Source organism: Nostoc sp. NMS4 (assembly GCF_017115095.1).
Classification (GTDB): Bacteria; Cyanobacteriota; Cyanobacteriia; order Cyanobacteriales; family Nostocaceae; genus Nostoc.
In genome coordinates, this window is record NZ_JABXKI010000287.1 from 1 (window position 1) to 12705 (window position 12705).

The following is a 12705-nucleotide window of genomic DNA, read 5'->3' on the forward strand; positions in this document are numbered from 1 at the left end:
GAACTTTATGGTAAAGTTATGGCGCTAGAAGGCAATAGACAACGCAGTGGTGTATCTAATACTATGCGATCGCGGATTGTGCGAATTGGCGCAAAACACATTCCCCAAGCAGAACTTGACCAATTACTCGTAGATGCTGGTTTCGCACCCCTAAAAGAAAAAGAAATTGCCTTTTTTTATAGCGGTAAATAATGCGATTCATCGCTCAAAGCAAAGATTATTAGGACTAAAGTGCTTACTACAAACTTTATTGCGATCGCAAGTTAATTAAATCAAGGGCGATACCGTAGGTATCGCCCATGTTCAAAATCTGTAAACTGTTGAATTCGACCTTTAATTACCAGGAAATAATCTTTGCTCAAAATTCAATCTCTCAAAATAGTGAATTAATTTCATAACTATTGACGTTAAAACTTCTATCTGGGGATTGATATGGCTAATAACCTAAATGAAGTAGAAATAGTATACTAAATCACATGAGACTGTATTGTATGAAATCAAATTATGTTGCAAAACAGCTTTCCACCGTAAAACGCTGGATGGCCACAGCGCTGTTTTGTATGTTAGCGATCGCTTTCGTTTGGCAAGGTGCATTTTTCTCGAACACCTCAGCAATGGCTGATCCTGCTGCAACCTTAATTGCATCTTCAGATGCGGGCGATCGCGCTCAAGAAAAAGCTAGTAGAGATGCTGGACGAACCAAAAATTTCATCGAAGATACAGCAGATAAAGTTAAGCAAGCTGCCAAGAGCAATGCCAACAAAGTTGACCAATCAACAGACAATGGTAGTTTTATTGGGCGCAAAGCTAAGAAAGACGCAGCGACAATTCAGAAAAGAGCAGACGAAGATACCGCTCGGACTAAAAACGCAGTAGACAACACAAAGAATGCAGTTGAACGTACTGTTGATAATATCAAGGATGCTTTTGGTAAATAGAGATATAGCAATCCTATTGGATTTGTAAAAATCGAAAACTTTAAATTTCCGGCTTCCTTCTTAAAGAAGTCGGAAATATTTTTGTTTAAGAATAATTTTAGAAAGTCTCAGGTTATATCAATATCTGAAGCCTTTGCTGTTTTAAAAGTTCTCTGGTCGTTAGATCCCCCTAAATCCCCCTTAAAAAAGGGGACTTTGATTGATTGATTCCGGTTCCCCCCCTTTTTAAGGGGGGTTAGGGGGGATCTAGAAGTGCCTAAAATTACAGCCGAACACTTTTAAAACATTCTCTAAAAACATTTTGCTAGATTAATAAAGTCCACAACGAAGCTTTGAGGTTCATGAACGAAGCTCCGAGGTTCACGAATGAAGCTTTGAGGTTCATGAACGAAGCTCCGAGGTTCACGAATGAAGCTCCGAGGTTCACGAACGAAGCTCTGAGGTTCACAAATGAAGCTCTGAGGTTCATTAATGCAGTTCAAAGACTCATTCACGAGTATCAAAGACTCTCGCGCGAGTATAAAAGACTCATCCACGAGTATTAAAGACTCATTACAGCAATTTTCATTTATTTAGAAAATACTCTCGCGTTCTTCTTTGCGTCTTTGCGCCTTTGTGTGAGATAAAAAATCTTTTGGTGCTGTAATTACGAATTACGAATTACCCATTACCCTCTCAAGACTTGCACGCACACTTTCAGCATCCGGTGACTTCAATCGCTGCAAAATCTCTAAAGCTGGTTGCAAATAGGATATCGCTTTAGTGTATTCACCCTGCTGTTCTGCCAAATCTCCTAAGCACCACAAAGTCATTGCTTTGCCTTGGACATCTCCAATGCGTTCTTTTATTTCCAAAGACTGATTGAAAAGTGCGATCGCTTCATCCACATCCCCTTTGTCGGCGTAGATACGTCCCAGTTGGTACAACGTCGTCGCTTTGCCTTGGACATCTCCAATACGTTGAGTTATTTCCAAAGACTGATTGAAAAGTGCGATCAATTCATCCACATCCCCTTTGTTGGCGTGGATACGTCCCAGTTCGTACAACGTCGCCGCTTTGCCTTGGACATTACCAATGCGTTCATTTATTTCCAAAGACTGATTGTAGAATGCGATCGCTTCATCTAATTCCCCTTTGTCGGCGTAGATACGTCCCAGTTGGTGCAACGTCGCCGCTTTACCTTGGACATTACCAATGCGTTCATTTATTTCCAAAGACTGCTTGAAAAGTGCGATCGCTTCATCCACTTCCCCTTTGTTAGCGTGGATCATTCCCAGTTGGAACAACGTCACCGCTTTACCTTGGACATCACCAATGCGTTCATTTATTTCCAAAGACTGATTGTAGAGTGCGATCGCTTCTTCCACTTCCCCTTTGTTGGCGTAGATATTTCCCAGAAAGTGCAACGTCGCCGCTTTGCCTTGGACATTTCCAATGCGTTCATTTATTTCCAAAGACTGATTGTAGAGTGCGATCGCTTCTTCCACTTCCCCTTTGTTGGCGTAGATATTTCCCAGAAAGTGCAACGTCGCCGCTTTGCCTTGGACATTTCCAATGCGTTCATTTATTTCCAAAGACTGATTGTAGAGTGCGATCGCTTCATCCACTTCCCCTTTTTCGGCGTAGAGAATTCCCAGACAGTGCAACGTTGCCGCTTTACCTTGGACATCTCCAATACGTTTATCTATTTCCAAAGACTGATTGTAGAGTGCGATCGCTTCATCTACTTTCCCTTTTTCGGCGTAGAGAATTCCCAGTTGGTGAAACGTCGCTGCCTTGCCTTGGACATTACCAATGCCTTCATTTATTTCCAAAGACTGATTGTAGAGTGCGATCGCTTTATCCCATTCCCCCAAATTATTATATATGTAACCCAGTTCGTGAAGAACGCTGGCTTTGATTCCTGCTAAATTTTCATCTTCTTCAGTTAACTTTAAAGCTTCTAGCAAAAAATCTTCTGCTTTTTTCGCATCACCAATACTCCTGTAAGCAACCCCTAACTCCTTTGAAATAGTAGCGCGGGTGCGTACATCAGTTGATTCTTCCATTAGCAAGCGCTCAAGTAAATCAATCCGCTCTTGCCTTTCTGGTAAATCTAAACTTCCTAATATTCTCTCAGACTGAATAGTTTTTTCAATAGCCAAGTCTTGAGTAGACTGGACAGTTTGAAAATAAAATACTCCTTTTCTCCATGCCCAAAAATCTGGAGCATATTTTGCCAAACGCATTAGGGCATGATCTGGCAAAAATATCAGTATAGGGTGAGGAACACTATTAGTAAAAGCGTCTCGGACAAAGTTCAAGTCTTGGAGTACAGGCGGATATTTTCCAGACAAACCAATAGACTTTTCTAAACCCATAACAACTAAGACTAATTTTTTATCTGGCTCTAAATGAACTTCTTTTAAATCACGAATAATCTCATCTCTTAAAAAACGCAAATTCGGATCAGCAAAATTGAGAATTTCAAACTGAATATCTTGACATTGAGGATGGTTGTCGAGGATTTCAATTAAAGTATTTCTATCTTCAGCAAAATTAACAGCAACAAACCCAATCGTTAACTGAGTGTCAGCAAAGTCAACAAAGGTTAACAGTTCCGCTAATGACTGCTGATTTATTTGCACAAAAGCTTCTTTTTGTAAATTTAACTCAGGGGTTACTTGTAGCTGATTTGAGTGCTTCTTGGAAAGCATGGATTTGCCTCACAACTGGATTAACGTAATTCCAGCGATTTATGCCGTTGTACTCAAAAACCCAAAGACTGAACAGCATTAACCTGGCGATTTCATCTTTAGAAACATCCTTGTTGATACATACCGCAGCCAACGCAGAATAGTATCCTGCTGGTATACTCCGTTCAAAATTAAACTGCTCTTGCTTAATAGTATAGGTAATATCATCGGCAGTAACTTTTTCGCGATTGCGAGTTGCGGCTATAAGAAATGCTTGTGATGCTATTTGCATCAATTGGCGGATGTGACCGCCGCTTGCTTTCGCTAAATCTACCAATAGTTGACGCGATTCAAACACTGCATCTACTTCAACTCTTTGTTCAATTAAACTCGTAATTGCTGTTAGACCATCGTCATTATGATCTAGATCGATTTTGTCTTGTTCAAATTCATATATGTTGACCATCGGCACAATATTGGGTGTGCCAAAAGAATTAGTCAAATTATTTTCAGAATAGACTATAGAAATTGGCGCTGTATAGATAATCGTACAATGTAGACTTTGTAATTGAAATGCGTAATCAAAAAATAAATGTTTAGCTACATTTGGAAGCACTCTGTCTAAGTTATCAAAAATAATTAAAAATCCTTTTTCAAATTCCGGGTATTTTGATTTAAGCTTGACAAAGGCATCACCTAACAGCAAATTTATATCTGCTTGTAAACGACCAATATCTTTTTGTAGATTCTGACGAACCGTTTTTCTTTGTTTGTCAGCACCTTTAATTTGAGCCTGTATTTTACCCAAGAGCTTTGAAAGAAAGGGAATCTTTATTCCTGCTTCTGCCTCAGCACCGATACTTACTGACCTTTCAACTGTTTGTTCAGTTTCTTGAGTAATTTCTTTAAACCAAGACTCAAAATTAGTTAAAAGTTCTGCATCAAAATTTAATTCCGATGTGTATAAGACATCAGCAACTTTTTTAATAATTACCAAATATAAATCTGTGTATTCTACGTCTAATATATCTAGTTCAGCGTCGGCTTCTATATAAATAACTTTATATTGAGATTCCCATTCTTGCTGAATCTTCCTTAATTCGGTACTTTTACCGCATCCCCGATGTCCAGTAAATAGAAGGCTGCAAAATTCTGCGGGTTCCAGAAAATCTAAGCGTTTTTTAATAGTATTAATTGCCTCTGTCTTACGAACTTTTGATAAATTAACATAATAACGTTCAATATCTCTACTACTCACTAAAGGAGCTACATCACAAACACGAAAAGCAGCTTTGAGGGTATTAGCACGATTAGCAGGTAAGGAACTCATGAGGTGTTATTTATATGAAGAATTTATATATACATATTTTACAGCAGCCGACTCATAAAGCTTCTTGGCGTTAGAAAACTTTTAGGAATCACTGGCGCTCAACTAGGAGTATTGAAGTGGTAGGATGTTCAGGAATACCTAGCGTTAGATTACCAACAGAATTGTATAATGTCTCTTGCTCCTTGGCGAAGCGCGATCGCCCATGCACTCCATCGCAACCGCAGCCTTGTTTATGCCCGCTACCTGCAACTAGCAACAGTACAGAAAGGCGATCGCCCCGCCAATCGGACTGTAGTATTTCGTGGCTTTCTAGAAGATACCAACCAGCTAAAATTTATTAGCGATCGCCGTAGCGCCAAAACTGACCAGATACAGCAACAACCTTGGGCAGAAGTTTGCTGGTATTTCCCCAATACACGAGAACAATTCCGCATCACTGGTTGTTTGACTTTGGTAAGCAGTGATGATTCTCACCAGAATTTACAGCCAGCGCGGATCGCAATGTGGCAAGAATTAAGTGATGCGGCGCGTTTACAGTTTGTCTGGCCGCATCCTGGTAAACTCAGAGTTGAAAACCCAGAAGCTTTTGCACCACCAGCACCCGATCGCATGCAGCCAGTACCTAATTTTTGTCTACTGCTACTCGAGCCGGTGGAGGTAGATCATTTAGAATTACGCGGCGAACCCCAAACGCGATCGCTTTATCAACGCGATGATCAGCAAGAATGGTCTAGCCAAGCGATTAATCCATGATTTAGTCAAGAGTCAAAAGATTGACCCTTAACCCTTGACTTTCAACTAAATGCCAGCACCATCTAGAAACTGCTGGATAGTCTTATCTTTGAGGTTACACCAGCGAGTATCGTGAGTTGGCTCATCCTCTTTGGCGGCTAAACAACCCACTAAAACAGGAGTTTTCTCTGAAGAATTGGTGCGCTGAAGAGTTTGTATTTGTTCTTCCAATGCTTCAATGCGGTCTACTAAAGCACGAATTACTTGAGCTTCTGAATCTGGTAAGTTATTGTGTTCTAGAGGTGAAACCCGAACTCCAGAACGATACATAATTCGCCCAGGCACACCTACCACAGTACAGTCCGAAGGCACATCTCTCAAAACAACAGAACCAGCACCAATACGGACATTATTGCCAATTTGGATATTGCCCAGTACCTTCGCTCCAGCGCCGACTACGACATTTTCCCCTACAGTTGGATGGCGCTTGCCACATTCTTTACCAGTACCCCCAAGGGTGACACCTTGATAAATTAGAGCATAGTCTCCCACGATCGCAGTTTCACCAATTACTACACCCATCCCGTGGTCAATAAACACACTTTGCCCAATTGTTGCACCAGGGTGGATTTCAATTCCAGTCAAAAACCGAGCCAAGTGAGAAATCAGGCGGGGAATAAAGGGAAGACCAAAACTATACAGCCAGTGAGCCAGCCTATGGAATAACAGGGCTTGCAAACCAGGGTAACAAAATAAAACTTCCAACCAGTTACGGGCAGCTGGGTCACGTTCAAATATGATACGAAAGTCAGCACGCAGTATAGATAGCACGAGATAGCACCCTCGGAAAGCACAACAAGCTACTCTCCCATATTATCTTCTCAAGTGGTACACCTAAAAATTTGAAATGGGGCATTGGGCATTGGGGAGATGGGGGAGATGAGGGAGACAAGGAGATAAACAAAACTCCTAACTCCTAACTCAGCACTCCTGAAGGGCATTGGGCATGGGGCATTTCTCCAAAATCCTGTACAGATGCGATTAATCGCGTTTTTTTACTGCTGCTCCACTTTCAGAGTGTAATCCTGCTTGACTCCAGGATTAAATGTACCTACCCAAATCCGATAAGTACCCCTTTTCCAGTTGCGATCGCTAACGCTAGCATCTTTACTTTTGCCAGTGTCATCACCGCAACGAATCATAGTATTATCTGGCCCTTGGATAAGTAAAGTCGTGTCGTTGTTGTTGCTATCGACTTGGATTGTTAGCTGGGAAAAGTCTTTTTCCAAAACCATAATATGATCTGGTTGGGGATCGGCAAAACCAATACAGGCTTTTTGATCGCGATCGCGGTTAATGATGGCAGATAATGAGTAAGAACCGCCTGTAAAGCCCTGCACTGTTCCTTGTGCTGGATCGAAATTTGTTGATAAATTGAAACTGCCAAAGTTTGCTGTCTGTGCTATTACAGGGGTAGCTGTGATGGCGGTAAGTATAGCCAATAGCCAACCGCCGTGAAGAAGTCGGGGGCGACAGTATTTCATAGTAGCCCTCCAACAGGCTTTTAAGTTAGTAATGATATATACATATTCTAGTGAAAAATTTCCAGTGAAATTTCAGTTGGTTGTGCCACATTCAAATGTGCCACAGTTAATGTTTTAGAAAGTATACAGCTAATTGCTAGGTTATTTCTCTATCTAAACAGCAGCATTAAATTGCGCTCGTTGATAGTGGGAGATTTTAGCAATCAAGTCATTAATTAGCAAATTTTACATAATATGTACGTAAATATTAGGGACTTCCAAGAAATAAATTATCCAAATAAACGAACCACAGAGACACAGAGAGAGGAGAAATAGAGAGAGTTTTTGCGTCAGTTTTGGAACATTTTTTTATTTGGAAGTCCCTTATGAGTCAAGAAAGTACAAAAGGGAAAAGAATTTTTCCCTTCTGTACTTTAAGCTTCTATGAAAATCTCACGAATTATGGAGTTTGAAGAAAACGCCACCTTTAAGCGATCGCGTGTCAGTTCCATAACTACTAACTGTGAGCGATCGCAAATTATTAAAAAATGGTTTACCTAAGACTTCCACTAGTTTGAGAATCGGTACTTGACGCTCTAACAAATTCTGGCTCTTTGTCCAATCAAGATATATATAGCCTTGGTTTGGTAGGGGAATTGCGGCGATACTATCTTTGAAATTAGAATTGTCAATTATGGAATTATCCTTGGTTGCAAGAATTTCATCCATTGTCTCTAAGTCAGACGCGAAAATTTCGTAATTTCCTAAAGTTGTATGCAATCCCTGTACTTTTGTTTCAATGTTGAAAGATGTTCCTTCTTTGACATCACTTTTTTTTGTCGCCGTGGTTAACTCTGTCCAAGCGGAGATTTTTTGCCGATCTATATTCAGGGTATTGATGCTCAGTCCTTTGGATAATGCGATCGCATCTAATCGAGCAACACCTTTTTCTACACCCTCGGATTTTTCCACCACAAAAATCCAATGTGGGTTTGTTTGCTCTTTCTCAGGTAACAATGCGATAGCATATTCTCCTACTACCCAACTAAAAATATCCTCTGGAAAGTTTATACCCCAGCTTTTTTGAACATCTGCCAAAGGTTTTGCTAACCGAGAAACCACATCTTCACCAGAACCATATATAGTTGCTGTTGCTTGTCTCCAAAGTTTTGCTAAATCGCTGTCAGCTAAATTACTCAAATTCGAGCCGGAAATTGCTAAACTTGCGGATGCTGGAATATACTGCAATGCTCCCACAGGTTTAGATAGCGGTGCAGATGGAGCGACAATTTCCGATGAAGTCAAAAAGGTAGTTTCTGCCAGCAATCCTTTGGGATTCAACACTAAGGAGATGATTTGGCTGTTATAAAGCTGTTCTGGTAACTCTAACCCTTGCCATTTTGCCACGATGGGAAGATTCAAGAAAGCTACAGCTAAACCTCCTTTGAGCCGTTCCTTGGTAGCTTTTTGGTATTCGGGTGAACTAGTCAAATTCAGATCGGGCGCTTGGACATTATTGATCGCATCTCGTAGTACTTTCGGATCGTTGGCAAACAACACAAAGCCTTCACCGACAACAGCACCAGCAAGCAAGTCTTGTTCTGGTTGAGAATTGTCAGAAATCAGTTTTACGCCTTTATATTGTTCAACAGCTAAGTTTACTCCAGCTAACGCCCGTTTAGAAAACAACAATTCGACAAACTCGCGGCTTTTCTCCGGTTGCTTGGTTGCTAGTGCTAACAGATACCCTGGCTGCTGTCCGTTTTCTAAGTCGCGATCGATATCTAAGGTGGTGATAGCTAATGTAATTTCGTTTCCTAACCAGGGTTGAATGTCTTGTTTGTAATCTATGCCACTCTTGGCGAATAAACTGGTTTTGAGTTTAGATAGTTCCTCTTCCCGTTCCAACGCCTGTAAACGGTCAGGATTCGTCAATAATGAAACCATTACAGGCGCAAGTTTTGACACGAATATGGCTGCACTAGGCCCAGAGCTTGAAGCAATGAGGTTAGCCGGACTTTTAGCGAAAAACCAGTAAAAGCTGGCGATCGCAATTACTAGCAGGGCGATCGCCCCAGCTACGATAAAACTGATAAATGAACGTTGCCTATTCACATTAAACCTATTAAAAAAGACGGTTTACAGCCATTTAAGCAGAAAGCCTAGCAGAATTAATCAACCCTGTTGAGAATGGATACTCATGCAAAGGCAGAGATTTTCTGTCACCATAAATAGGATTAGGACTGTTTATAGGGAATTCTTTTAGTCAACCCATGAACCAAATTAGTGTAGAAGAACTGGCGCAACGTCTTTCTTCTAGTGATGCGAGTATTCAGCTAGTAGATGTGCGTGAACCAGAAGAATTGGCGATCGCTAGCATTGAGGGCTTTGTCAACCTACCTTTAAGTCAATTTACCGAATGGGGAGATCAAGTTCCTACCCTCTTCAATCCCCAAGCTGAAACCCTTGTGCTATGCCATCACGGTATCCGCTCTGCCCAGATGTGTCAGTGGTTGATTGCTCAAGGTTTTACAAACGTGCAAAATATTTCGGGCGGTATTGATGCCTATTCCCTATTAGTAGATTCTTCAATTCCTCAATATTAGCTTTTGCTCAGGTGGAACTCCTCTTCCATCTGACTTTTGCTATGCTAAAGATAGCAGTACATCACTTTAGAGGCTTTCAGAAAGCTTGGAATTTGGGCATCAAGTACATCTGCATGAAATTTTTCGATTAGACTAAATCACAGGCGATCGCTAGTCCTTGAAAAAAACACGTATCTAATAATACTGTTGCAAATGCAAATTTGTGCAAAAGTGCGGTTAGAAACAAGCGTTACGAGGGTACATTATAACTAGCAACTTTTTTTGCAAAAGTTGAGATCCTATTCCAGCTTTAGTCTTAGAAAACGCTTATGTATATTACCTTTAAAAATACTTATCATAATATAGTTATATAATTTGCTATCTTAATAAATTATTAATATTCTCTGTTTTCGATAAACCGACAAATTTTTTCAGAGTTTGATTAAAATTTGCCTTCAGTAAAACATACCATAATGGAAGTTCAGTTAACAAATCGACAACAGCATATACTTTGGGCAACGGTACGTCACTACATTGCTACGGCAGAGCCAGTTGGTTCAAAGGCTTTAGTCGAGGAGTACGACCTCGGTGTAAGCTCGGCGACAATTCGCAATGTGATGGGCGTTTTAGAAAAATCTGGATTGCTCTACCAACCACACCCTTCTGCTGGACGTGTACCTTCAGATTCAGGCTATCGTATTTATGTTGACCAGCTAATTACACCTTCTCTGCGATCGCGCAACGTGTCGCAGACAGATGCTCTTGCTAGCTTGCTTCCACGAAGCACGGAAACTGTAGGGCGAGAAGTAGAAATGGCACTGCAAAAGCAGCTACAGTGGCAAGATCGCAGTTTAGAAACCCTACTGCAAGGAGCCGCGCAGATATTAGCAACCTTGAGTGGTTGCATTAGCTTGATCACTATGCCGCAAACGACTACAGCACTATTGCGACATCTGCAATTAGTGCAAGTTGAAGCCGGACGGATCATGCTGATTGTGGTGACAGATGGTTACGAGACACATTCCAAATTGATGGATTTGTCGCCAATACCAGAAGAAACACAACGGGATTCAGAGGTAATCGATCGCGAGTTGCAGATTGTTTCTAACTTTTTGAATACCCACTTGCGGGGGCGAAGTTTGTTGGAATTAGGCTACCTCAACTGGAGCGAACTAGATCAAGAGTTCCAACGCTATGGGGAATTCTTAAAAAACTCAGTTGCTGAATTGACTCGTCGCACTCTTGCACCGACTGCAACCCAAATTATGGTTCGGGGTGTGTCAGAAGTTTTGCGCCAGCCAGAATTTTCCCAGTTACAGCAAGTACAAACGATTATCCAGCTGTTGGAAGAAGAACAAGACCAACTGTGGCGATTAATATTTGAGGAACCAGAACCAGAGGATGGTGGTAAACCAAAGGTAACGGTTCGCATTGGCGCAGAAAATCCTCTAGAACCGATACGCACCTGCACCTTGATTTCTTCTAACTATTGCCGAGGTTCAATACCAGTAGGAAGTGTGGGAGTTTTGGGGCCAACGCGCCTAGATTATGAAAGTGCGATCGCAGTAGTCGCATCTGCTGCTGATTATCTCTCAGAAGCTTTCAGTTATTTCAATCCTTAAATACTAAGCTAATTATCATTCATTTTTCCAGAATCATCCGCTTTTAGTAAGGGCTACCCTACGGGTTCGTAGAACCAGTACAGCCTTAGTTTTATGCAACTTAAATAGATCGGCTCATCGGGTGATATTTAGGGACAAGCTGCTACGGGTCTAGGCAAACCAACAATATAATAACAAGAAGAGAGCCGGATTTGTAGCGGCAAAATCAATAATTAATACTACCGAAATCTTTCATGGTTAGAAAAATTGCCTTTGGCGTGCTGTGGCTGGGGTTTGTGGTTTATGCTTTTTTCCTCGCGCCTCCCGATCAACCCGATACATTCGAGTTAATTAAAAACCTTTCTCTTGGCCAGTGGCAAGGCATTAACCCGTTAGTAATAGCATTATTCAACCTCATGGGCATCTGGCCTCTTATTTACAGCGCAGTAGTTTTTATTGATGGTAGAGGACAGAAAATACCTGCTTGGCTGTTTTCTACTGCTTCTTTTGCAGTTGGTGCTTTTGCCTTGTTGCCGTACTTAGCCCTACGAGAACCAAATAATCAGTTTCTCGGTCAAAAGAATACCTTGCTCAAGTTGCTAGATTCTCGTGTGACTGGTTTTGTGTTAACGGTAGCCACAGTTATTCTAGTTGCCTACGGTTTAAGAGGAGGAGATTGGGGCAGTTTTGTGCAACAGTGGCAGACTAACCGCTTCATCAATGTGATGAGCATAGATTTCTGTCTACTCTCCCTATTATTTCCCACATTGCTGGGGGATGATATGGCACGTCGCGGTTGGAAAAATCCCCAGTTTTTCTGGTTAATAGCGTTAATACCACTATTCGGCCCATTGGTTTATTTATCTGTGCGTCCACCTTTACAAGAAGTGAGTATAGAATCCATATCCAAGCAGCCAGCAACGAATTGAAGAATAAAGTACATTTTTCACAATCCAAAATCGTTCGACTGAGCGTAGCGTTCCGCAGGAAAGTCTAAAATCCAAAGTGATATCACCCAAAGTCCTGGCTTTTTCAAAGGTTTGGGGATTTTTTGTGGCTGCGTAAATCCCAAGAGAAAGTTTTTTCTGAAAGTACTTTACAAAACGCAATAAATTATTTAAGATGTGTAACAGGTAGTCAAACCTACCTAATTCATCTGCAAATAATCGCATTTATAAAACCATGACAACAACCTTACAACAGCGCTCAAGCGCCAATGTATGGGATCGATTCTGCGAATGGATCACCAGCACCAACAACCGGATCTACATCGGTTGGTTCGGCGTAGTAATGATCCCCACCTTGCTAGCCGCTACCGCTT

General features: G+C 41.3%; 11 protein-coding genes and 1 pseudogene. 7 read left to right on the forward strand and 5 right to left on the reverse strand.

Features of this window, described 5'->3' with window-relative positions:
* Both HWQ37_RS26995 and HWQ37_RS27000 read left to right on the forward strand, forming a co-directional pair.
* On the forward strand, window positions 1–192 hold a 192-nt coding region (locus HWQ37_RS26995; RefSeq protein ID WP_292753385.1), incomplete at its 5' end, for a DUF4090 family protein.
* A gap of 299 nt (window positions 193–491) precedes the next feature.
* Window positions 492–938 (forward strand): hypothetical protein, encoded by a 447-nt coding sequence (locus tag HWQ37_RS27000; protein ID WP_292753388.1) that lies wholly within the window; start codon window positions 492–494, stop codon window positions 936–938.
* Window positions 939–1591: 653 nt separating this feature from the next.
* Here HWQ37_RS27000 and HWQ37_RS27005 read toward each other — a convergent pair.
* Together HWQ37_RS27005 and HWQ37_RS27010 are read right to left on the reverse strand one after the other, a co-directional pair.
* Complete coding sequence (locus HWQ37_RS27005; RefSeq protein ID WP_292753391.1) at window positions 1592–3634, reverse strand: tetratricopeptide repeat protein; 2043 nt, start codon at window positions 3632–3634, stop codon at window positions 1592–1594.
* Window positions 3591–4943, reverse strand: a complete 1353-nt coding sequence (locus HWQ37_RS27010; RefSeq protein WP_292753394.1) for an ATP-binding protein — start codon at window positions 4941–4943, stop codon at window positions 3591–3593. Before HWQ37_RS27010 ends, HWQ37_RS27005 begins: the two co-directional genes overlap by 44 nt.
* A gap of 168 nt (window positions 4944–5111) precedes the next feature.
* Here HWQ37_RS27010 and HWQ37_RS27015 point away from each other — a divergent pair, with 168 nt between their 5' ends.
* Complete coding sequence (locus tag HWQ37_RS27015) at window positions 5112–5696, forward strand: Npun_F5749 family FMN-dependent PPOX-type flavoprotein (RefSeq protein WP_292753397.1); 585 nt, start codon at window positions 5112–5114, stop codon at window positions 5694–5696.
* A gap of 45 nt (window positions 5697–5741) precedes the next feature.
* Here HWQ37_RS27015 and cysE read toward each other — a convergent pair whose 3' ends face one another.
* The 3 genes from cysE to HWQ37_RS27030 all read right to left on the reverse strand — a co-directional run bounded on the left by cysE (window position 5742) and on the right by HWQ37_RS27030 (window position 9313).
* Window positions 5742–6506 carry a serine O-acetyltransferase gene (gene cysE / locus HWQ37_RS27020; protein ID WP_292753400.1) on the reverse strand — a complete coding sequence of 255 codons (765 nt, stop codon included), beginning with the start codon at window positions 6504–6506 and terminating at the stop codon, window positions 5742–5744.
* A 224-nt stretch (window positions 6507–6730) separates the two neighbouring features.
* Window positions 6731–7219, reverse strand: coding sequence for a hypothetical protein (locus HWQ37_RS27025; RefSeq protein WP_292753403.1), 489 nt, complete (start codon window positions 7217–7219; stop codon window positions 6731–6733).
* A 432-nt stretch (window positions 7220–7651) separates the two neighbouring features.
* On the reverse strand, window positions 7652–9313 hold the full coding sequence (locus HWQ37_RS27030) for a DUF3352 domain-containing protein (protein WP_292753406.1): 1662 nt from the start codon (window positions 9311–9313) through the stop codon (window positions 7652–7654).
* A 158-nt stretch (window positions 9314–9471) separates the two neighbouring features.
* Between HWQ37_RS27030 and HWQ37_RS27035 the strand changes: the two genes are divergently transcribed.
* The 4 genes and pseudogenes from HWQ37_RS27035 to HWQ37_RS27050 all read left to right on the forward strand — a co-directional run.
* On the forward strand, window positions 9472–9804 hold the full coding sequence (locus tag HWQ37_RS27035) for a rhodanese-like domain-containing protein (RefSeq protein ID WP_292753408.1): 333 nt from the start codon (window positions 9472–9474) through the stop codon (window positions 9802–9804).
* Window positions 9805–10256: 452 nt separating this feature from the next.
* Window positions 10257–11405: a heat-inducible transcriptional repressor HrcA gene (hrcA, locus tag HWQ37_RS27040; protein ID WP_292753411.1), complete on the forward strand. Its 1149-nt coding sequence runs from the start codon at window positions 10257–10259 to the stop codon at window positions 11403–11405.
* Between the two features lie 233 nt (window positions 11406–11638).
* Window positions 11639–12313: a DUF2834 domain-containing protein gene (locus tag HWQ37_RS27045; protein WP_292753413.1), complete on the forward strand. Its 675-nt coding sequence runs from the start codon at window positions 11639–11641 to the stop codon at window positions 12311–12313.
* Window positions 12314–12566: 253 nt separating this feature from the next.
* Window positions 12567–12705 (forward strand): annotated as a pseudogene (locus HWQ37_RS27050) (photosystem II q(b) protein); the annotation flags it as partial.

Coding starts and splice junctions, on each gene's coding strand:
- HWQ37_RS27005 (WP_292753391.1), bottom strand. CDS start 3,634: ATGCTTTCCAAGAAGCACTCAAATCAGCTACAAGTAACCCCTGAGTTA.
- HWQ37_RS27045 (WP_292753413.1), top strand. CDS start 11,639: ATGGTTAGAAAAATTGCCTTTGGCGTGCTGTGGCTGGGGTTTGTGGTT.
- HWQ37_RS27015 (WP_292753397.1), top strand. CDS start 5,112: ATGTCTCTTGCTCCTTGGCGAAGCGCGATCGCCCATGCACTCCATCGC.
- HWQ37_RS27010 (WP_292753394.1), bottom strand. CDS start 4,943: ATGAGTTCCTTACCTGCTAATCGTGCTAATACCCTCAAAGCTGCTTTT.
- HWQ37_RS27025 (WP_292753403.1), bottom strand. CDS start 7,219: ATGAAATACTGTCGCCCCCGACTTCTTCACGGCGGTTGGCTATTGGCT.
- hrcA (WP_292753411.1), top strand. CDS start 10,257: ATGGAAGTTCAGTTAACAAATCGACAACAGCATATACTTTGGGCAACG.
- HWQ37_RS27035 (WP_292753408.1), top strand. CDS start 9,472: ATGAACCAAATTAGTGTAGAAGAACTGGCGCAACGTCTTTCTTCTAGT.
- HWQ37_RS27000 (WP_292753388.1), top strand. CDS start 492: ATGAAATCAAATTATGTTGCAAAACAGCTTTCCACCGTAAAACGCTGG.